The sequence below is a fragment of the Ralstonia nicotianae genome (assembly GCF_018243235.1).
Classification (GTDB): Bacteria; Pseudomonadota; Gammaproteobacteria; order Burkholderiales; family Burkholderiaceae; genus Ralstonia; species Ralstonia nicotianae.
In genome coordinates, this window is the sequence record NZ_CP046674.1 from 1391295 (window position 1) to 1410866 (window position 19572).

The window sequence follows — 19572 nt, forward strand, 5'->3', positions numbered from 1 at the left end:
GGTCTCGTTCGCGCTTGCGCTCAGGCCACGGTCGGGATATCCGGTTCGACCGCGCGCACGTTGATCTGTGCCGCCGGCAGCGGGGCATCGGGTCGGGTTTCGAGCCAGAAGCGGTACACCGTGTTGGCGGCCGAGGTGCGGCGGTAGTGCTCGGTGGCGCGCATGTCGGTCAGCGGGGCGTAGTCGCGCGACATGGCGGCCATGGCAGCCCGCGCGGTCGCTTCGTCCCACAGCTTGCCGGTGATGGCGGCTTCGGTCTCGGGGGCGCGCTTGGAGGTGGCGGCCATGCCGCCGTAGGCGATGCGGGCGCTGCGCACGATGCCGCCGTCCAGCTCGATGGCCAGCGCCGCGCACACGGCGGAGATGTCTTCGTCGAAGCGCTTGGACAGCTTGTACGTGCGAAAGCGCAGCGCATCGCGGCCCGCGCGCGCCGGCACGCGCAGGCTGGCGACGAACTCGCCCGGCACCATCGCGTGCTTCATGTAGGCCAGGTAGAGGTCTTCCAGCGGCAGCTCGCGGTGTGCGTCACCGCGCTGCAGCACGACGCGCGCACCCAGCGCGATCAGCGCCGGGGCCGAGTCGCCGATCGGCGAGCCGTTGGCGATGTTGCCGCCCAGCGTGCCGGCATTGCGGATCGGCAGCGAGCCGAAGCGGCGCCACATTTCGGTGAGTTCGGGGTAGTCCTCGGCGAGGAAGGCATACGCTTGCTCCAGCGTCGCGGCGGCGCCGATCTCGAGCCAGCCGTCGCGTTTGTCCAGTGCGCACAGGTCGGCCACCTGGCCCACGTAGAGGAGGTCGCCCAGCTCGCGCAACTGCTTGGTGACCCACAGGCCGAGGTCGGTGCTGCCGGCCAGGACGCGGATGTCCGGGTGGGCCGCCTTCAGCGCGGCGAAGGCGGAGACGGTGCGCGGCGCGTAGAAGCGCGGCGCGTTTTCGACGCCGGCTGGCGCGTAGCAGAAGGTCTCGGTGCGCTGGATGGCGCGCAGCGTTTCGGCCAGCTGCGTGCGGTCGATGCCGGCGGGCGCGGGCAGTGCGTACATGCGCTGGCCGGCGTCGATGATGGGGCGGTAGCCGGTGCAGCGGCACAGGTTGCCGGTCAGCGCATCGCAGATCGCCTCGCGCGAGGGCGGCGGCGCATGCCCTGTGTTCTCGTACAGCGCGTACAGCGACATCACGAAGCCCGGCGTGCAGAAGCCGCACTGCGAGCCATGGCACTCGACCAGCGCCTGCTGCACCGGGTGCAGCGTGCCGTCCTGGCCGCGCACGTCCTCGACGGTGAACAGGGCCTTGCCGTCCAGCGTGGGCAGGAACTGGATGCACGCGTTGACGGCCTTCAGCCCGATGCTGCCATCGGGCTGCAGTTCGCCGAGCACCACCGTGCATGCACCGCAATCGCCCTCCGCGCACCCTTCTTTGGTGCCTGTGCAGTGGGCGTCTTCACGCAGGTACTGCAGCACCGTCCGGGTGATCGGGGCGTGCGTCACGGTGCGGACCTGCCCGCGATGGAAAAAGCGGATGGACTGAGTCTCCATGGGGATCTTGCGCCTGTCTCGTGTCTGTAACTGAACCATAGCACCACCCCCTTCCTGCAATATTCGGCCCAGGTGATAACCCGCATCGGAACGCCAGAATCGGGGGTTTACCCACCGGCCGCGATCTGGCGGCGCGCCCGGCAGGTGACTTACACTGAGTCGACTCCCCCGCGATGTTTCCGGTGGCGCGCCACCGCCCGCGCGCCCGATGCAGATGCACGGCAAAGACCACCTCGATACCTACCTCCTGCGCGTCCTGTACACGCTGCTGACCGAGCAGAGCGTGACGCGCACGGCTGTCAAGCTCGGGCAATCGCAGCCGGCCATCAGCAACACGCTCAAGCGGCTGCGGGAGATCACCGGCGACGCCATCCTCGTGCGCGGCAAGAACGGTATGGTGCCCACCGAGCGCGGCCATGAGCTGCTGGCGCTGGCGCAGCAGAGCCTGGAGGCGATGGAGCGCATCGCCCGGCCGTCGCAGGCGTTCGACCCCGCCACCACCACGCGCACCTTCCACCTCGGCGCGCCGGACTATCTCGACGCCTTCTTCCTGCCCAACATCATCGAGCGCCTGCGCAAGCACGCGCCGCAGGCCAGGCTGATCGTGCATCCGCTCAACGCGGGCGTCGATTACCTGGCCGCGCTGGAGCAGGGCGGCATGGACCTGGTGATCGGCAACTGGCTCTCGCCGCCCGAGCACCTGCACATTTCGCCGCTGTTCGACGATGAGGTCGTCTGCATGCTGGGCGCCCAGCATCCGCTGGCGCGCAAGGGCCTCTCGCTCAAGCACTACATCGAGATGCCGCACCTGGCCCCGGCACCGTACGCCGTCATGCAGCGCAGCATGATCGACCAGGCACTCGCCGAGCAGGGGCTGAAGCGGCGGATCCAGGTGTCGTTGCCGTATTTCGGGCTGGTGCCCTATGTGCTGATGCGCACGGACCTGGTCTTCACGACCGGCCGGCAATTTGCGGCGCATTGCGCACAGTACCTGCCGGTCCGCATCCTGCCGGCTCCGGTGGCCTTCCCCAAGATGCGCTTCTACCAGCTCTGGCACGAGCGCAGCCACGCCGCGCCGGATGTGATGTGGCTGCGCAGGATGATCGGCGAGGTGGCGGCGGAGTTGCCGCAGCATCCTCAGCTGGAGACGGCGGCCTGAGCCGGCGGCGCCCCGGTACGGCCCGCCTGACGCCTACTTGCCGCCGGCAACCGCCTTCCCGTAGTTCGGAAAGAACACCTGCTCCCCGTTCACCTTGAACTCGGCGATCGCCCGCTGACCGGCGCTCGAGGTGATCCACTCGATCAGCCGGGTCGCGTCGGTGTAGTTGATGCCGGGGTGCCTGGCCGGATTGACGGCGATGATGCCGTAGGGGTTGAACATGCGCGGGTCGCCGGCCAGCACGATGTCGAGCCCGGTGCGGGCGCGGTAGGCGCCGTAGGTGGCGCGGTCCGACAGCGTATAGGCGTTTATCTGCGCAGCCATGTTCAGGACTTCGCCCATGCCCAGGCCCGCGCTCACGTACCAGGGCTTACCCTTGGGGTCGATGCCGGCGGTCTTCCAGTAATGCTGCTCCATGACATCGGTGCCGGAATGGTCGCCGCGCGAGACGAACTTCGCGCCGGCGGCGGCGATGGCCTCCATGCCCTGGATGACATTGCTGCTCGCGTGCACGTGGGCCGGATCGGCGCTCGGGCCGACCAGGATGAAGTCGTTGTACATCACGTCGCGCCGGTCGATGCCGCCGCCGGACGCGACGAAGGCGTCCTCCAGCTGCCGGGCGTGCACCAGCACCACGTCGACATCGCCGGCTTCGCCCAGCTTGACCGCCTTGCCGGTGCCCACGGCGATCACCTGCACGTGCACCCCGGTGGCGGCCTCGAACTTGGGCAGCAGCACCTTGAGCAGGCCGGAGTTTTCCGTGCTGGTGGTCGTGGCCATGCGGAGCTCGCCTGCATATGCGGCACCGGCGCCGACGATGGCCAATGCCAGGCAGAAGCGCGCGGGAAACCGGAGGATGTCGGACAGTTTGGACATGGCGCGGGAGTCTCAGGCAACGTGGACGCTTTATGTCGGATGCTGCATGATGTCGGCGTGCGGCGGCCAGAACGCCCACCGGAAACGGTTGGATTGTTCCCGCGCCTTTCGGGGAAGTAAATAGGAAACCAATAACATAATGACATTCCAGTTCGATGTGTTTCCGGTGGTCGGGCCGGACGACAATCCCAGGGCCAACGGCAAGGTGTTCCAGCTGCTGCGCGCGGTGCGCGAAACCGGCTCGCTGCACCGCGCGGCCAAGCAGATCGGCCTGTCCTATCGCCACGCATGGGGCGTGATGCGCGGATGGGAAGACATGCTCGGGCGGACGCTGCTCGATATGGAGCGCGGGCGCGGCGCCTCGCTCACCCTGTTCGGCGAGCGCATGCTGCGCGCGGAGATGCGGCTGCACGAGCAGATCGATCCGCTGTTGCGGCAGGCAACGGGGCAGTTCCTGTCGGAGCTGGAAGACGCTGCGCAGCCGCAGGCGCGCATCCGCTTTTCCGGCAGCCATGACCCGGCGGTCGAAGTGCTGGCGCAGGTCTTTGCCGGCCAGGCCGACGCCGCGAACCTGGACACGGTGTTTTGCAGCGCCGTCGAGGGCCTGATCTGCCTGCAGGAAAAGCAGTGCGAGGTGGCCGGCTTCTACGTGGCGCCGCAGCAGGGCAGCGGCTCGATCGCGCACCAGACCCTGCGCAAGTGGCTGCGGCCCACCGCGGTGCGGCTGATCGCGCTGGCCGACCGGGAGCAGGGGCTGATGATGTCGGCGCAGTGGGCCGGGCGCGTGCAGTCGCTGACCGACCTGGTGCGCACCCGCGCCCGCTTCATCAACCGCCAGCGCAGTTCCGGCACGCGCCTGCTGTTCGACCAGCTGCTGGTGGCCGAGGGCCTGTACCCCGACCAGATCCACGGCTATGACGAGCAGGAATTCTCCAGCGACAAGGTCGCGGAAGCGGTGCAGGCGGGCCGCGCCGACGTCGGCTTCGGCCTGCGCCCGGGCGCCGAAGCGCACGGCCTGCACTTCGTGCCGCTCACGCGCGAGACGTACTACCTCGCGGTGCGCCGCAACGACGCCATGGCGCCCTGGGTGCGCGAGCTGACCGAGCGCATCGGCTCGCCCGCCTTCCGCGCCGGACTGGACCACCTGGCCGGCTACCGCGCCCCCGAGCACGTCGTGCTGACGACCGCCGAACAGGCGCTGCCCTGGCACGCCGACGAGCCCCGGGCGGCCGCGCGGTAACTCGTGCGAACATGGCGGGTGTCGCGCGGGGCCCGCGCTTTCCACCCGTCCTGTCCATGTCCCGTTTTTCCATCACCGCCCAGTCGCTGCGCATGCTGCGCCGCGACTGGCGCGCGGGCGAACTGAACCTGCTGCTGATCGCGCTCGTGCTGGCCGTGGCCGCGCTGGCCTCGGTCAGCTTCCTCGCCGATCGCATGCACGCCGGGCTGGAGCACGATGCCCGCCAACTGCTCGGCGCCGACGTGGTGGTGGTCTCCGATCTGCCGTTGCCGCCGGATATCGAGGCGCATGCCGCATCGAGCGGCCTGCGCGTCTCGCATACGGCCACCTTCCCCAGCATGGCCAGCGCCCTGGCGGCCGGTGCCTCGGGCGAGCCCGCGTCGCAGCTGGCGGCGGTCAAGGCGGTGGACGCCGGCTATCCGCTGCGCGGCACCGTCAAGGTGAGCACGGCGCGCGAAGCCGCGGGGGCGCCCGTCCACACGATTCCGGAGGCGGGCACGGTGTGGGTCGATCCCCCCTTGCTGGAGGCGCTGGGCGTGCGCGTGGGCGAGGCCATCCGGCTCGGCACGCGCACCTTCAGGATCACGCGGGTCATCACCCAGGAGCTGGATCGCGGCGCCGGTTTCATGAACTTTGCGCCGCGCGTGATGCTGCCCATGGCCGACCTGCCGTCCACCGGCCTGGTCACCTTCGGCAGCCGCGTGACCTACCGTCTGCTGGTGGCCGGCCCCGACGCCGCCACCGCCGCCTTCCACGCCTGGGCCGAGCATGAGCTGCAGGCGCGCCATCTGCGCGGCGTGCGCATCGAGTCGCTGCAGAACGGCCAGCCCCAGATGCGTGAGACGCTGGACCGCGCCGAGCGTTTCCTCTCCCTCGTCGCCCTGCTGGCGGCGATGATCGCGGCGGTGGCGATCACCATGGCGGCGCGGCGCTACACCGCGCGGCATACCGATGCGGTGGCCATCATCAAATGCCTGGGGCTGCGTCAGGGCCAGATTCTCGGCCTCTTCGCGCTGGAGTTCCTGGCGGTCGGCGTGATCGGCTCGGCGGTGGGCGTGGCGTTGGGCTACGGCGCGCACTGGCTGCTGGTGGCGTCGCTGGGCAGCCTGGTGACGGTGTCGCTGCCGGCGCCGTCGGCATGGCCGGCGCTGGTCGGCGTGGCGGCGGGGCTGGTGCTGCTGGTGGGCTTTGCCGTGCCGCCGCTGCTGAGCCTGGTGCGCGTGGCGCCGCTGCGGGTGCTGCGGCGCGATGCCGGCGAGCGCGCCATCGCCACCTGGGTCGGCTATGCGCTGGGCTCGGCGGCGTTCTTTGCGCTGCTGGTGGTGTCGGCGCGCGATCTCAAGCTGGGCGCGCTGACCGCGGCCGGGTTTGGCGCCGCCATCGTGGTCTTCGCGCTGATGGCCGCGGGCGGCCTGCGGGCCCTGGCGGCATCGCTCGGCCGGGCGCGCGCGCTGGCGGTAGGCTGGCGCTTCGCGCTGGCCGTGCTGGAGCGTCGCCGCGGCGTGAGCGTGCTGCAGACGGTTTCGCTCGCGGTCGGGCTGATGGCGCTGCTGCTGCTCGCCATGACGCGCAACGACCTGATCCGTTCGTGGCACAACGCCACGCCGGCCGATGCGCCCAACCGCTTCATCATCAACATCCAGCCCGACCAGGTGGCGCCGGTGTCGCAGGCGCTGGCGCAGGCGGGCGTGGTGCAGCCCAGGCTGTATCCGATGGTGCGCGGCCGCCTGACGCAGGTGAACGGCCAGGCCATCGGTCGCGATTCCTATGCCGAGTCGCGCGCGCGCAACCTGGTCGAGCGCGAGTTCAACCTGTCCTACGCCGCCGCCCAGCCGCCCGAGAACCGCATCATCGCCGGGCAGTGGTTCAGCGGCCAGCGGCCCGAGGCGTCGGTGGAGGAGGGGATCGCCAAGACGCTCAACCTGCGCCTGGGCGATGTGCTGCGCTTCGACGTCGCCGGGCAGACGGTGGATGCGCCCATCACCTCGCTGCGCAAGCTCGACTGGAGCTCGATGCGCGTGAATTTCTTCGTGATCCTGCCGCCGGTGGCGCTGCGCGACATGCCGCAGACCTACGTGACGGCATTCCGCATTCCCGCGGGCCGCGCCGATCTGCCCGCCAGGCTGGTGCAGGCGTTTCCGAACCTGACGGTGGTCGACACCGAACTGATCCTGCAGCAGGTGCAGGACGTGCTGGACCAGGTGACGGCGGCGGTGGAGTGCCTCTTCGTCTTTACGCTGGCGGCCGGCGTGCTGGTGCTGTACGCGGCGCTGTCCGGCTCGCGCGACGAGCGCCTGCGCGATGCCGGCGTGCTGCGCGCGCTGGGCGCGGGTTCGGCCGTGGTGCGGCAGACGCAATATGCCGAGGTGCTGATCGTCGGCGGACTGGCCGGCCTGATGGCGAGCGCTGGCGCCATCGCCATCGGCTGGGTGCTGTCGGCGCAGGTGTTCGATTTCCCGTATCGTTTCAACCCGGCGATCCTGCCGGTGGGCATCGCGGCCGGTATGCTATGCGCCTTCGCGGGCGGCTGGCTGGGCCTGCGCGAGGTGCTGCGGCGCCCGGCCATGGCCACGCTGCGCGATGCCTGAACCAACGACCGACCGATGTGATGCTGTATGACTGACGCTGCTTCCGGCCAGGAAACCCTGGCCTTCGACCTGCTCGGCGGCGAGGCGCGCGTGCGCGAACTTGCCGACCGCTTCTACGACCTGATGGACCTGGAGCCGGCGTTCGCCGAGCTGCGCGCGCTGCATCCGCCCAGCCTGGAAGGCTCGCGCGACAAGCTGTTCTGGTTCCTGTGCGGCTGGCTGGGCGGCCCCAGCCACTACATCGAGCGCTTCGGCCACCCGCGCCTGCGCGCGCGCCACCTGCCGTTCGAGATCGGCACCCGGGAGCGCGACCAGTGGATGCGCTGCATGGCCCTGGCGATGCAGGACCTCGGCATCGACGACGCCCTGCAGATGCGGCTGATGCAGGCCTTCTGGCAGACCGCCGACTGGATGCGCAACGTGCCGCGCTGACCGCGCCGTCCCAACCCATCACGACCACGCCGGAGCCCCGCCATGATCGGCTTGCCCACCGCGGACGATGTCCTCGCCTTCTGGTTCGGCACCGCGCCGATCGCCGCCCCGTGCGCGACGTGGTTCGACCGGTCGGACGCCTTCGACGCCGACATCCGCGCGCGCTTCCTGCCGCTGTGGGAAGCGCTCTGCGCCGGCTCTGCCGACACCTGGATGGACACGCCGCTGGAGGCCATCGCGCGCATCGTGGTGCTCGACCAGTTTCCGCGCAACATGTTCCGCGGCACGCCGCGCGCCTTTGCCAGCGATGCGATGGCGCTGCACACCGCGCGCATCGTCGTGGCCGCCGGCTGGGATGCCGAGCTGCCGACCCGCTTCCATCGCATGTTCTGCTACCTGCCGTTCGAGCACGGCGAGGCGCTGGCCGCGCAGGACGAGTCGATCCGCCTGTTCACGCGCTTGCGCGATCAGGAAGGGGATGCCGATTCGTTGATGTGGGCGCACCGGCACCGCGACATCATCGCCCGCTTCGGGCGCTTCCCGCATCGCAATGCCGCGCTCGGGCGCGCGTCGACGCCCGAGGAGATCGGCTTCCTGAGCCTGCCGGGCGCGTCGTTCTAGGGGCTTGCGCGGCGAGGCGTGCTTTCAGACGCCCTGCCGGTTGGACATGCCGCGCCGCTCAGCGGCCCAGGATCGAAAACATGAGCGTGCCCGAGAACATGAGCAGCACCAGCGCCGCGCCGCGCAGCAGCTTGGGCGTATGGGGCGCCCAAGCACGCCGTGACGTCAGCAGAACGCCGAGATACGACCAGCCGATGCCGATCGGCGCGAGCACGATCAGGAACACGGCCATGGCCCACGCAAAATAGGCCGCGGACCGGAACGCTTCGAGCGGAAACAGGGTGCTCGCGAACAGCAGCGCCTTCGGATTCATCAACGTGGTGACGAACACATCGCGGAAACCCACGGGGCCGGCCTCGACATGCTGCAGTGCCCGGCTTTTCGTCCACATCTTGACCGCGAGGTAGAGGATGTAGACCGAGCTCAGCAGCTTGATGGCATCCAGGAGCCAGGGCCGGCTGGCCGCCAGCGAGCACAGGAAGAACCCCCAGAGCGAGATCGCGATGACGTAGCCGAGCGCCTCGGCCATGACGAGATGGCGCGTCCGCCGTACCCCGACCTTGAGGCCCGAGGACAGCAGCAGCGTGTTGGTCGGTCCCGGCATGATCAGCACCAGCGACACGTAAAGCGACATCTTGAGCAATGTCTCCTGAATGGGCACACCATCTCCTGGGTTGATCGTCCCGCATGGGTTGTTTCATCGGCGGCGCTCGCGCCACCGCGGCCGCCGGCGGTCATCCGGTCCGTGTGTCCGGCGAGGCTCGCCGGTCTCTGCGCTGTTGCGGGAGGGCGCCGGATGCGTTCGCGCTTACGTGCGCTCGCGCCGTTCCGCCCATTTGTCGACCGGATGGCGCGGCGCGCGCTCGAGCCGGTCGATCAGCTCGGCGGGATCGGCGCTGACGTGCAGCAGGTCGGCATGGTGCCGCTTGAGGAAGCCTTCCTCCACCGCGTGGTCGATGAAGGCGAGCAGCTTGTCGTAGAAGCCCGCCACGTTGAGCAGGCCGATCGGCTTGCCGTGATAGCCGAGCTGCAGCCAGGTGAAGGTCTCGAACAGCTCTTCATAGGTGCCGATGCCGCCCGGCATGGCGATGAAGGCGTCGGCGCGGTCCGCCATCATCTGCTTGCGCTGGTGCATGCTGTCGACGATGTGCAGCTCGGTCACGTCTTTGTGGCCGACCTCCTTGCGCACCAGCGACTTGGGGATGATGCCGATGACCGGGTTGCCGCCCCGCAGCACGGCATCGGCCACGATGCCCATCAGGCCGATGTTGCCGCCGCCGTAGACCAGCGTGAGCCCGCGCCCGACCATCTCGTTGCCCAGCGCGATGGCGCCGGCCTTGTATTCCGGGCGCTCGCCCGGGCTGGAGCCGCAATAGACGCAGATCGATTTCATAGAGCGGGGTGGGTGGCCGTCGGATCGCTGCTGCGGCTCACCGCCAGCAGGTCGAAGGCGCGCCGGGGTTTGCCGCGCAGGTAGGGCGCGAGAATGGACAGGATGTGATAGCTCGCGCCGTGCAGGTGGTCGCGGATGGCGTTCGGATCGTTGTACTGGCGCGGATGCTGCACGAACTGGAACGACAGCCAATAGGTGCCCACCACAACCATGTTGGTGCAGATCGCGTCCACCTGTTCGGGCGTCGCCTCCATCTCGCCGTCCTGGATGAACTGATGGCAGATGTCCATCGCGAAATGGCGCTTCTGCTCGACGATGCGCTTGAAGTTCAGCTCCAGCATGCGGTTGCGCGCCAGCAGGTCGTTGATGTCGCGGTACAGGAAGCGGTAGTTCCAGATGAACTCCGACATGTACTGCAGATAGCCCCAGGTTTCGTCCAGCGTGGCCTTGTGATCATCCGGCAGCCGCAGGCGGCGGCTGATCTCCTGCTCGAACTGGACGAAGATCGAGTTGATGATGTCGTCCTTGTTGCGGAAGTGGTAGTACAGGTTGCCCGGGCTGATCTCCAGTTCTTCGGCGATCGTCGTGGTCGTGACGTTGGGCTCACCCAGCTCGTTGAACAGGCGCAGCGACACTTCGAGGATGCGGTCGCGGGTGCGGCGGGGTCCGGTGGCGTGCGGCTTGGTTTCCATTGAACTGCCAAGGCGCGGGGCCCTGTCTCCGTGGCATGTTGTTGCCCGGATTATAAGAGATCGTGCTGGAGCAACGATCCCCGCCGGCCGCGGGGCCCGCGCGCTGCGCGCGCTCAGCGCAGCAGCGATGCCGCCCACGGCCAAGCGATCGCCACCCAGGTGCCCGCGCACAGCAGCAGGGCCAGCATGACCGCCGCGCTGCCGAAGTCCTTGGCGCGCTTGGACAGCCCGTGCTGCTCCAGCGAGATGCGGTCCACCGCCGCCTCCACGCTCGAATTGAGCAGCTCGACGATCAGCACCAGCACCAGCGTGCCGATCATCAGGATGCGCTCCACCACCGTGGCCGGGATGATAAAGGCGCACGGCAGCAGGACGGCGCACAGCGTCAGCTCCTGGCGGAACGCGCTCTCCTCGTCGATGGCGAAGCGGATGCCGCTGATGGAATGCTTGAGCGCGAACAATGCCCGCGTGAGGCCACGGTTGCCTTTGTGCGGATTGTCGGCGGGCGAGTAGGCGCCCGCTGCAGGCGGCGGAGCAGAGCGTTTCGGCGGCGTGGTGGGTTTCATGGACAGCAAGCGTCAGGCTCCCGTGGCGGTGGAAGGCTGCGGGGCCTGGGTGTCGGCCGCCTGCGCCGCGGGCAGCGGGCGCAGGTGGGCCAGGAACTGCTCGGACGCCGCGCGCCACGAGAAGCGCTCGGCATGCGCGCGCGCCGTGGCGCGGTCGATGCGCAGCGCCTCCAGGCAGGCCTCGCGCAGGTCTTCGCGCATCACGCCGGCCGGCGCGTCGCCCAGCACATCGATCGGTCCGGTCACCGGATACGCCGCGACGGGCAGGCCGCTGGCCAGCGCTTCGAGCAGCACCAGGCCGAAGGTGTCGGTGCGGCTCGGGAAGACGAACACATCGGCCGAGGCATACACCTTGGCCAGTTCCGGCTGCCTGAGCACGCCCAGGTAGTTGGCGTTCGGGTACTTGGCCTTCAGGCCGGCCAGCGCCGGGCCTTCGCCCACCACCCACTTGGAGCCGGGCAGGTCCAGCTCGAGGAAGGCCTCGACGTTCTTCTCCACCGCCACGCGTCCCACGTAGAGGAAGATCGGGTGTGCCGTGTTGAGCGCGTTCGGGCGCTGCATGGTGAAGACGTCCAGGTCCACGCCGCGCGTCCACAGCACGCCGTTGGTGATGCCGTAGGCCTCCAGGTCGCGCAGCACCACGGGCGTGGGCGCCATCACCGCCTGTGCGGGGCCGTGGAACCAGTGCAGGAAGCGGTACGTCCATGCCAGCGGAATGGCGAAGCGTGCCTGCACGTACTCCGGAAAGCGCGTGTGGTACGCCGTCGTGAAGGGCAGCTTGTGGCGCAGCGCATACGCACGCGCGGCCAGGCCGAGCGGCCCCTCCGTGGCGATATGCAGCGCCTGCGGCGCGAACGCCTCGATGCGCCGGCACACCCGCTTGGCCGGCAGGATCGACAGCCGGATTTCCGGATACGTCGGGCACGGCACCGTCGTGAATTCGAGCGGCGTGATCATGTCGACGATGTGCCCCATGGCTTCGAGTTCGCGACGCGTCGACGTGAGAGTGCGGACGACGCCGTTGACCTGCGGTTCCCAGGCATCGGTGACGATCATGACTTTCACGGGTGCTCCTTGGGGCATGGGTGTCGCGTGGGCGGGGGCGGTCTGGATGAGATCGACTGTGGTCATGGGGTTTCCGGTCAGGCAGCGGCGGCCGCGGCGCGGCGCGCGCGGCGGGAGGTGCTCGGCGCATCGAGCAGATGTGTCCAGTAGACGATCTGCAACTCGCCCTCCATCGTTTCGACCAGCGCCGAGAGGCTCTCGACCCAGTCGCCGTCGTTGCAGTAGAGCTGGCCGTTGATCTCGCGGATCTCGGCCTTGTGGATGTGCCCGCAGACCACGCCGTCGCAGCCGCGCCGGCGCGCCTCGTCGGTCATCACGCGCTCGAACGAGTTGATGTAGTTGACCGCGTTCTTCACCTGGTGCTTCAGGTATTGCGACAGCGACCAGTACGGGAATCCCAGCCGCACGCGGATGCGGTTGAAATGCCGGTTCATCGCCAGGATCAGCGTGTACAGCGTGTCGCCCACGTAGGCGAGCCAGCGCGCGTGCTGCATCACGCCGTCGAACAGGTCGCCGTGCACCACCCACAGGCGCTTGCCGGTGGCGGTCACGTGGATGGCGTCCTCGGCCACCTCGATGTCGCCGAAGTTCAGGCCGTGGAACTGGCGCGCCATCTCATCGTGGTTGCCGGGGATGAACACCACGCGGGTGCCCTTGCGCGCGCGGCGCAGCACCTTCTGCACCACGTCGTTGTGCGCTTGCGGCCAGTACCAGCCGCGGCGCAGTTGCCAGCCGTCGACGATATCGCCGACGAGGTACAGCGTGTCGGACGCGTTGTGCTTGAGGAAATCCAGCAGGAAGTCGGCCTGGCAGCCCGACGTGCCGAGGTGGATGTCCGACAGCCAGATGGCGCGATAGCGGTGGACTTTCTCGGCGGGCGGATCGGTGTCCGCCTGCGCCTGGTGGTCAGGGGCCATCGCGGGCGCCGGCGCGGCGGACGGCGCTTCGTGGTTGCGCACGTCGCCCCGTCCGGCAGGCGCGCCAAGCGCGCCGGCGGCGGTGAGTCCGGCGGCCATCTGCATCAGGGGCGCAGCGGCGTTCCAGTCGGAACTGATGGAGGGCGCGGCGCGAAAGCGTTGCGCGAGGCGGCGAAGAAAACCGGGGCGAGTTGGCAAGACCATGTCGGCAACAGTGGCTGCGTTGGATGGATTTCGCCACCACTGTGTGAACGAGCCGTGTCGGAAACATGACCGTCACATGACGCCACGGCGTTCGGCGCCCGGGCGGTCTGCTCGAGAGCCGCGCCCCGCACGGGTCTCAGGCCGGCGATGCCGGACCGGGCGGATCGATGCGCGCAAGTTCCGCCAGCACCGCACCGCGCGAGCGCGCGTCGCACAGCAGCGACACATGGCCGATGCCGGAGAGCGGCACGTGCCGCGCGCCCGTCAGCCACGCGGCGCCGGGCGGCCCGACGATGGAGTCGTGCCAGGAAAAGATCGAGGTGATGCGCTCGCGCGTTGCCGGCGTCTCGGCGGCGGCCAGCTCGCGCAGCCACGGATTGGCCCAGGCCATCTGCCTGACGTTGCGTCCCCGGCCCGCGCGCGCCATCGCCGTGCCGCGATGCGGCGTGCCCAGCGTGATGACCCGCGCCACCGCAGGCGCCCCGCGGGCCTGCCGCAGGAAGGACCGCGCCGCCAGCCCGCCCATGCTGTGGCAGAGCAGCACCGGCGCGCGGCCGTAGCGATGCGTCATCCGCGTCACCGCATCGGCGATGGCGCCGGCATAGTGGTCGATGTCGCCCAGCAGCGGCATCAGGTCGATCGCCTCGGCGGGATGACCGGCCGCGGCCAGCGCGCGCTGCATCGGCAGCCAGACCGCGCGGTTGCAGCCGTAGCCATGGAGCATCAGCACCGGCACGCGAGCCGGGCCCGGCGCGGCGGGCACGAAGGCGGCCCGAGCGCGAAACGGCTGCAGCACATTGAAGATCCAGGCCACCGACACGCACTCGCGCAGCCAGCACGACAGCGCGCCGCCGATACCGAGGCGCTGCGCTGGTGGCACGGTCATGCGGCACCACTCCGGCTCGTCCGGCACGCGCGTGCCCAGGCCCGTCAGCGCGATGGCGAAGGCCCAGCCGACCGAGACCAGGTAACCGCCGGCCAGCGCGCCCAGCGCGGCGGCGGCGGCCCAGCGCCAGTCCGGGGCGGCCCACCGGTGCACCGCGTAGGCGACGCCCAGCGTTGCCGCGCATTGCAGGGCGACGGCCGCCCGGCGCGCATTCGCCGCCGTCACCGAGGCCCAGGGCACCGGAGCGGCTGGCAGGCTGGCGCGGGTCATGGCGGAATCCGCTGGCGGGTGGCGGCGCTCAGTCGCGTATCAGCCGCGTGCCGGCCAGCCGATCATGCAGGAACTGGCGCCGCGGATCGAGCCAGGCCAGCGCGGCCCACGCCAGCACGCATGCCAGCGCGACGCCGGCCCCCGCCCAGCGCGAGAGTCCGCTGACATGGATGACACCGGCCGCCACGGCCACCCAGATCCACGCCAGCAGGTAGCGCGCAATGGCTTGCCCGAGCGATACCGGCGCGCCGTCCGCACTCACCAGGCGGATGCGCCACGTCTGCATCGCCAGCGTCTGCCCGCGCTTGCGCCAGAACCCGACGAAATACAGCCCGAGCGCAAGGAAGCCCCAGACCTGCAGCCCCACGTCGCCCGTGCGCGCCAGCGGCGGCACGATCGCGCGCAGGACCAGGAAGAGGGCCGTGGCGCCGAACAGCACGCCGAACAGCAGCAGGCCTTCATAGAGCATCGCGGCAAGGCGCCGGCGCAGGGGCGGTGCGGTCGATGCATCGATCGCACCGCCGGAGGCGGCGGGGGAGGCAGGAGAAGTGGCGGCCATCGGTATCCAGGGCCCCGCAGGCGGACTGCGGCGGCGTCATGCGCCGGTAGCGGGGAAGGCGGCGCGCGCCCTGATTATGCCAAAGGGCGTACCGCCGGCCTTATCCGCCGAGCACCGTGGACGGCGGCGGATTGCCCATTTCGCCGCCCGGACCGGCGGGCGGCGCCGACGGGTGTGGTGTTACGGCGGGCACGGGCGCACTCGCGGGTGCGGTGGCCGGAGCCGGGGCGGGCGCGGCAATCGGGGCCGATGCCGCCACGGCCGACTTGGACGTCGCAAGCGGATTCGGCGCCGAACGCGTGCTCCCGGGCCGGGTGCGGGCGCCGTGATGGACTGCCTTGGCGGCATCCTTGGCCAGGCTGGTACTGCCCGGCAGCGCAGTCACCGCGGATTGGGGCTTCTGTGCCTTGGCTGCGGCGGCCAGAGCCTTCTTCTGCTCTTCGGGCAACTGCTGGTAGTTCTGCCACGCTTCGCTTTTCTTCTGCACCGGCAGCGACTTGCTGGTCTGGTAGTTCTCGCGCGCGCGGTGGCGCTGCTCCGGCGTCAGCTTGGCCCAGTCGACCATGCGCGTCTGCAGGCGCTGCTGCTGGGCCGGCGTGTATTTCGGATAGGCCTGGGCGATCTGCAGCCACTTCTTGCGCGCCAGCTCCGGCATGCCGTTCCACTCCGGCGCCAGCGGCGCCAGGATGCGCTGCTGCAAGATGCTGAGCTCGGACCAGTTCGGGTGAAGCGAGGGCTGAGGGTTTGTCGCGGGCGCTGCCGGCGCGAAGGCCGGCATACTGGTGGCTGCGGCCGGCGCGGTTGCGGTCGGGCTCGAAGCCGCCGGCACCTGCGCCGCTGCGACGCTCGCCACGATGCCCGCCGCACAGGCGAACGCCGCGCCGGCCAGACGGCGACGCAGGGTCCGATCGCCTCGCGGTGCCTGGCCGGGGGTGCGTTGGATGTGGCTCATCGACCAGCCTTTACTGATCGCGCTTGAGGTACTGATGGAAGCCTTGATCGGCGTAGGCGGCCAGCGGCAGGTCGTCGAGCATCATCGCGGTGTCGACTTCGGCGAGCTCGTCCACGCGCTGCTGCTGCTGCCACTGATAGATGCCCGCCAGCCCTGCGACCAGCGCGATGGCCGGCCACAGCAGGCCCAGGCGGCGCAGCAGGCTGAGCACCTTGCGTGCCGCGGGCGGCGCATCGCCGTCCACGTCCAGCGACATCGAACCGACGCCTGGCAGTGCCAGGGCGGGAGAACGGACCGTCTGTGGCGCCTCGGCCTTCTTGTGCGCGAGCGCCGTCCGGCGCGCGGCCGCCAGGCGGTCGCGGACATCGGGCGGCAACTGTCCCGCCGACTCGTTCAGAGCGGTGTGGACGGCGTACGCGAAGCGGCGTTCTCGGAGTTCTGCTGGGTTCATAGTCGGATTCCTCGCGCCCGGAGCGCTTGCGCGAGGGCGTGCGTTGCCCGCGAGCAGTGCGTCTTCACACTGCCCTCGGAACAGCCCATGGCCTGGGCTGTCTCGGCAACATCCATGTCTTCCCAGTAACGCATCAAGAAGGCCTCCCGTTGACGTGCCGGCAGCTTCTCGATTTCGCGCTCCAGGATCTGCAGCACCTGGGCGCGCTCGACCTTGTCGGCGCTGCTTTCCGCCGCAGTGGAGCCGGCTTCGCTTTCGATCAGTTCGAGCGGGTCGGTGTCGTCGCCGTCGGTGTCCGTGCGGAAGCTGGAGAACAGGCTGACCCAGGTGTTGCGCACCTTGGTGCGCCGGAACCAGTCGTGGATCGTGTTCTGCAGGATGCGCTGGAACAGCAGCGGCAGCTCGGCCTCGGGCTTGTCGCCGTACTTCTCGGCCAGCTTGATCATCGCATCCTGGACGATGTCGAGGGCGGCATCGTCGTCGCGGACCGCGAACACCGCCTGCTTGAAGGCGCGTTTTTCGACGCTTAGGAGGAAGGCCGACAGTTCCTGTTCAGAGGCCATACAACGGCGGGAGCGAATCCTGTGGGGTGCTGCGCGGCAAAATGTGATGGCTGATGCGCGCGAACAGTGCGGTCAAGCCGCCAAAAATGGTGCGATGCTAGCAAAAATGCGGGTCGCCGGACAGCCTGGCGGCGTGTCGGGCCCCGCGCTGTGGCGAATGGCGCGGTCGCTGGACCGGCCTGCGGCATTGCAGTATCATCGCCGGTTCACAACATCTGTGGTTGTCTCATCTGGCCGCTCAACAGGCGGCCATCCATGCAGACGCGCACCGCTCGAACCCGCGCCACAAGCCCGGTAGAGAGCATCCAAACAATTTTTTGCCGAAAATTGCAAAGGACTGACATGAATATGCCAAGCGCGGAATTTTCCCACGCCAATAGCGGTTCACCTGCCGAAATGATGGGGTCTGACATCCTCGTCAATGCGCTCGCGGCAGAGGGCGTCGAGTTCGTCTGGGGTTACCCGGGCGGCGCGGTGCTCTATATCTACGACGCGTTCTACAAGCAGAACAAGATCGAACACATCCTGGTGCGCCACGAGCAGGCGGCGGTCCATGCGGCCGACGGCTATGCGCGCGCCACGGGCAAGGTCGGGGTCGCCCTGGTGACGTCCGGCCCGGGCGTGACCAATGCCGTGACCGGCATCGCCACCGCCTACCTGGATTCGATCCCGATGGTGATCATCACCGGCAACGTGCCGACGCACGCCATCGGCCAGGACGCCTTCCAGGAATGCGACACCGTCGGCATCACGCGCCCGATCGTCAAGCACAACTTCCTGGTCAAGGACGTGCGCAACCTCGCTTCGACCATCAAGAAGGCGTTCTACATCGCCTCGACCGGCCGTCCGGGTCCGGTGGTGGTGGACATCCCGAAGGATGTCTCGCGCGAGCTGTGCAAGTACGAGTATCCGAAGACCATCGAGATGCGCTCGTACAACCCGGTCAACAAGGGCCACTCCGGCCAGATCCGCAAGGCCGTGAGCCTGCTGCTGCAGGCCGAGCGTCCGTACATCTACACCGGCGGCGGGGTGGTGCTGGCCAATGCCAGCGAAGAGCTGCGCCAGCTGGCGGCCCTCACCGGCTACCCGGTGACGAACACGCTGATGGGTCTGGGCGCCTTCCCCGGCGCCAGCAAGCAGTTCCTCGGCATGCTGGGCATGCACGGCACGTACGAAGCCAACATGGCCATGCAGCACTGCGACGTGCTGATCGCCGTCGGCGCGCGCTTCGATGACCGCGTGATCGGCAGCCCGGCGCACTTCGCCTCGCAGCCGCGCAAGATCATCCACATCGACATCGATCCGTCGTCCATTTCCAAGCGGGTCAAGGTGGACATCCCCATCGTCGGCAACGTCAAGGACGTGCTGCAGGAGATGATCGCCCAGATCCAGGCGGGCGAGGCCAAGCCGAACAAGACGGCGCTCGCCAAGTGGTGGGAGCAGATCGAGCAGTGGCGCAGCGTCGACTGCCTGAAGTACGACCGCACCTCCGAGATCATCAAGCCGCAGTACGTGGTCGAGAAGATCTGGGAACTGACCGCGGGCGATGCCTTCGTCTGTTCCGACGTGGGCCAGCACCAGATGTGGGCCGCGCAGTTCTACAAGTTCAACGAGCCGCGCCGCTGGATCAACTCCGGCGGTCTGGGCACGATGGGCGTGGGCCTGCCGTATGCCATGGGCGTCAAGAAGGCGTTCCCGGACAAGGAGGTCGTCACCATCACCGGTGAGGGCTCGATCCAGATGTGCATCCAGGAACTCTCCACCTGTCTGCAGTACGACACGCCGGTGAAGATCTGCTCGCTCAACAACGGCTACCTGGGCATGGTGCGCCAGTGGCAGGAGATCGAGTACGACAACCGTTACTCGCACTCCTACATGCAGGCGCTGCCTGACTTCGTGAAGCTGGCCGAAGCGTATGGCCACGTGGGCATGCGGATCGAAAAGACCGCCGATGTCGAGCCCGCGCTGCGCGAAGCCTTCCGACTCAAGGACCGCACCGTGTTCCTCGACTTCCAGACCGACCCGACCGAAAACGTCTGGCCGATGGTCCAGGCAGGCAAGGGCATCTCTGAAATGCTGCTCGGCGCGGAGGATCTGTAATGCGCCACATCATTTCCGTCCTGCTGGAAAACGAACCGGGCGCGCTGTCGCGCGTGGTGGGCCTGTTCTCGGCGCGCGGCTACAACATCGAGACGCTGACGGTCGCCCCGACCGAAGACGCCTCGCTGTCGCGCATGACGATCGTCACAACCGGTTCGGACGACATCATCGAGCAGATCACCAAGCACCTGAACCGCCTGGTGGAAGTCGTCAAGGTCGTCGACCTGACCGAAGGTGCGCACATCGAGCGCGAGCTGATGCTCGTCAAGGTGCGCGCGGTCGGCAAGGAACGCGAGGAGATGAAGCGCACGGCGGACATCTTCCGCGGCCGCATCATCGACGTGACCGAGAAGACCTACACGATCGAGCTGACCGGCAATGGCACCAAGCTTGACGCGTTCCTCGATGCCATCGATCGCACCGCCATCCTCGAGACCGTCCGCACCGGCGGTTCAGGCATTGGCCGCGGCGAGCGCATTCTGAAGGTTTGAGCCGACAGCATTCCG

Annotated in this window: 20 protein-coding genes; 7 read left to right on the forward strand and 13 right to left on the reverse strand. The window is 68.8% G+C overall.

The genetic code is table 11. The features are described 5' to 3' along the window. Positions 1-20: 20 nt before the first annotated feature. Positions 21-1532, reverse strand: coding sequence for a xanthine dehydrogenase small subunit (xdhA, locus tag GO999_RS06400; protein ID WP_211906674.1), 1512 nt, complete (start codon positions 1530-1532; stop codon positions 21-23). Positions 1533-1746: 214 nt separating this feature from the next. Between xdhA and GO999_RS06405 the strand changes: the two genes are divergently transcribed. Further along, positions 1747-2691 (forward strand): LysR substrate-binding domain-containing protein, encoded by a 945-nt coding sequence (locus GO999_RS06405; RefSeq protein ID WP_038938270.1) that lies wholly within the window; start codon positions 1747-1749, stop codon positions 2689-2691. A 33-nt stretch (positions 2692-2724) separates the two neighbouring features. Here the strand turns inward: GO999_RS06405 and GO999_RS06410 are convergent, their stop codons facing one another. Continuing rightward, complete coding sequence (locus GO999_RS06410; RefSeq protein ID WP_211906675.1) at positions 2725-3567, reverse strand: ABC transporter substrate-binding protein; 843 nt, start codon at positions 3565-3567, stop codon at positions 2725-2727. Between the two features lie 139 nt (positions 3568-3706). Between GO999_RS06410 and GO999_RS06415 the strand changes: the two genes are divergently transcribed. From GO999_RS06415 to GO999_RS06430, 4 genes are read left to right on the forward strand one after another with little or no spacing between them, the layout of a single operon-like run. Then, the gene (locus tag GO999_RS06415; protein ID WP_011002023.1) at positions 3707-4807 is read left to right on the forward strand and encodes a substrate-binding domain-containing protein; all 1101 of its coding nucleotides are present in this window, start codon (positions 3707-3709) and stop codon (positions 4805-4807) included. Between the two features lie 56 nt (positions 4808-4863). After that, entirely contained in the window at positions 4864-7395 is a 2532-nt protein-coding gene (locus tag GO999_RS06420) for an ABC transporter permease (protein ID WP_058907182.1), read from the forward strand. Positions 7396-7422: 27 nt separating this feature from the next. Then, positions 7423-7827 carry a group II truncated hemoglobin gene (locus tag GO999_RS06425; RefSeq protein WP_019718572.1) on the forward strand — a complete coding sequence of 135 codons (405 nt, stop codon included), beginning with the start codon at positions 7423-7425 and terminating at the stop codon, positions 7825-7827. Positions 7828-7869: 42 nt separating this feature from the next. Then, positions 7870-8448 carry a DUF924 family protein gene (locus GO999_RS06430; RefSeq protein WP_211906676.1) on the forward strand — a complete coding sequence of 193 codons (579 nt, stop codon included), beginning with the start codon at positions 7870-7872 and terminating at the stop codon, positions 8446-8448. Positions 8449-8506: 58 nt separating this feature from the next. On the opposite strand, the gene GO999_RS06435 is transcribed toward GO999_RS06430, so the two are convergent. The 11 genes from GO999_RS06435 to GO999_RS06485 form a co-directional block, all read right to left on the reverse strand. Next, entirely contained in the window at positions 8507-9109 is a 603-nt protein-coding gene (locus GO999_RS06435) for a LysE family translocator (protein ID WP_016727053.1), read from the reverse strand. A 147-nt stretch (positions 9110-9256) separates the two neighbouring features. Beyond that, positions 9257-9841 (reverse strand): LOG family protein, encoded by a 585-nt coding sequence (locus GO999_RS06440; protein ID WP_011002018.1) that lies wholly within the window; start codon positions 9839-9841, stop codon positions 9257-9259. Further along, entirely contained in the window at positions 9838-10533 is a 696-nt protein-coding gene (locus tag GO999_RS06445; protein ID WP_028853328.1) for a TetR/AcrR family transcriptional regulator, read from the reverse strand. Before GO999_RS06445 ends, GO999_RS06440 begins: the two co-directional genes overlap by 4 nt. 113 nt (positions 10534-10646) lie before the next feature. Beyond that, entirely contained in the window at positions 10647-11099 is a 453-nt protein-coding gene (locus GO999_RS06450; RefSeq protein WP_211906677.1) for a diacylglycerol kinase, read from the reverse strand. A gap of 12 nt (positions 11100-11111) precedes the next feature. Continuing rightward, positions 11112-12182 (reverse strand): glycosyltransferase family 4 protein, encoded by a 1071-nt coding sequence (locus GO999_RS06455; protein WP_211906767.1) that lies wholly within the window; start codon positions 12180-12182, stop codon positions 11112-11114. Positions 12183-12241: 59 nt separating this feature from the next. Continuing rightward, on the reverse strand, positions 12242-13186 hold the full coding sequence (locus tag GO999_RS06460) for a UDP-2,3-diacylglucosamine diphosphatase (protein ID WP_011002014.1): 945 nt from the start codon (positions 13184-13186) through the stop codon (positions 12242-12244). A gap of 235 nt (positions 13187-13421) precedes the next feature. After that, positions 13422-14441, reverse strand: coding sequence for an esterase/lipase family protein (locus GO999_RS06465; protein WP_011002013.1), 1020 nt, complete (start codon positions 14439-14441; stop codon positions 13422-13424). A gap of 28 nt (positions 14442-14469) precedes the next feature. After that, positions 14470-15000 carry an RDD family protein gene (locus GO999_RS06470; protein WP_011002012.1) on the reverse strand — a complete coding sequence of 177 codons (531 nt, stop codon included), beginning with the start codon at positions 14998-15000 and terminating at the stop codon, positions 14470-14472. Between the two features lie 100 nt (positions 15001-15100). After that, positions 15101-15952, reverse strand: a complete 852-nt coding sequence (locus GO999_RS06475) for a DUF3106 domain-containing protein (RefSeq protein ID WP_016722930.1) — start codon at positions 15950-15952, stop codon at positions 15101-15103. Positions 15953-15962: 10 nt separating this feature from the next. Beyond that, on the reverse strand, positions 15963-16403 hold the full coding sequence (locus tag GO999_RS06480) for a DUF3619 family protein (RefSeq protein WP_016722931.1): 441 nt from the start codon (positions 16401-16403) through the stop codon (positions 15963-15965). After that, the gene (locus tag GO999_RS06485) at positions 16400-16966 is read right to left on the reverse strand and encodes an RNA polymerase sigma factor (RefSeq protein WP_011002009.1); all 567 of its coding nucleotides are present in this window, start codon (positions 16964-16966) and stop codon (positions 16400-16402) included. The genes GO999_RS06480 and GO999_RS06485 overlap by 4 nt, the downstream gene beginning before the upstream one ends. Positions 16967-17308: 342 nt before the next feature. Here GO999_RS06485 and GO999_RS06490 point away from each other — a divergent pair, with 342 nt between their 5' ends. Beyond that, entirely contained in the window at positions 17309-19066 is a 1758-nt protein-coding gene (locus GO999_RS06490; RefSeq protein ID WP_011002008.1) for an acetolactate synthase 3 catalytic subunit, read from the forward strand. Next, a complete protein-coding gene (gene ilvN, locus GO999_RS06495; protein WP_003261911.1) occupies positions 19066-19557 on the forward strand; it encodes an acetolactate synthase small subunit in 492 nt (163 codons plus the stop codon). The genes GO999_RS06490 and ilvN overlap by 1 nt, the downstream gene beginning before the upstream one ends. Positions 19558-19572 lie beyond the last annotated feature (15 nt).

Coding starts and splice junctions, on each gene's coding strand:
- ilvN (WP_003261911.1), top strand. CDS start 19,066: ATGCGCCACATCATTTCCGTCCTGCTGGAAAACGAACCGGGCGCGCTG.
- GO999_RS06425 (WP_019718572.1), top strand. CDS start 7,423: ATGACTGACGCTGCTTCCGGCCAGGAAACCCTGGCCTTCGACCTGCTC.
- xdhA (WP_211906674.1), bottom strand. CDS start 1,532: ATGGAGACTCAGTCCATCCGCTTTTTCCATCGCGGGCAGGTCCGCACC.
- GO999_RS06440 (WP_011002018.1), bottom strand. CDS start 9,841: ATGAAATCGATCTGCGTCTATTGCGGCTCCAGCCCGGGCGAGCGCCCG.
- GO999_RS06415 (WP_011002023.1), top strand. CDS start 3,707: ATGACATTCCAGTTCGATGTGTTTCCGGTGGTCGGGCCGGACGACAAT.
- GO999_RS06445 (WP_028853328.1), bottom strand. CDS start 10,533: ATGGAAACCAAGCCGCACGCCACCGGACCCCGCCGCACCCGCGACCGC.
- GO999_RS06455 (WP_211906767.1), bottom strand. CDS start 12,182: ATGCCCCAAGGAGCACCCGTGAAAGTCATGATCGTCACCGATGCCTGG.
- GO999_RS06410 (WP_211906675.1), bottom strand. CDS start 3,567: ATGTCCAAACTGTCCGACATCCTCCGGTTTCCCGCGCGCTTCTGCCTG.
- GO999_RS06485 (WP_011002009.1), bottom strand. CDS start 16,966: ATGGCCTCTGAACAGGAACTGTCGGCCTTCCTCCTAAGCGTCGAAAAA.
- GO999_RS06465 (WP_011002013.1), bottom strand. CDS start 14,441: ATGACCCGCGCCAGCCTGCCAGCCGCTCCGGTGCCCTGGGCCTCGGTG.
- GO999_RS06405 (WP_038938270.1), top strand. CDS start 1,747: ATGCACGGCAAAGACCACCTCGATACCTACCTCCTGCGCGTCCTGTAC.
- GO999_RS06430 (WP_211906676.1), top strand. CDS start 7,870: ATGATCGGCTTGCCCACCGCGGACGATGTCCTCGCCTTCTGGTTCGGC.
- GO999_RS06480 (WP_016722931.1), bottom strand. CDS start 16,403: ATGAACCCAGCAGAACTCCGAGAACGCCGCTTCGCGTACGCCGTCCAC.
- GO999_RS06460 (WP_011002014.1), bottom strand. CDS start 13,186: ATGCAGATGGCCGCCGGACTCACCGCCGCCGGCGCGCTTGGCGCGCCT.
- GO999_RS06470 (WP_011002012.1), bottom strand. CDS start 15,000: ATGGCCGCCACTTCTCCTGCCTCCCCCGCCGCCTCCGGCGGTGCGATC.
- GO999_RS06475 (WP_016722930.1), bottom strand. CDS start 15,952: ATGAGCCACATCCAACGCACCCCCGGCCAGGCACCGCGAGGCGATCGG.
- GO999_RS06490 (WP_011002008.1), top strand. CDS start 17,309: ATGAATATGCCAAGCGCGGAATTTTCCCACGCCAATAGCGGTTCACCT.
- GO999_RS06450 (WP_211906677.1), bottom strand. CDS start 11,099: ATGAAACCCACCACGCCGCCGAAACGCTCTGCTCCGCCGCCTGCAGCG.
- GO999_RS06420 (WP_058907182.1), top strand. CDS start 4,864: ATGTCCCGTTTTTCCATCACCGCCCAGTCGCTGCGCATGCTGCGCCGC.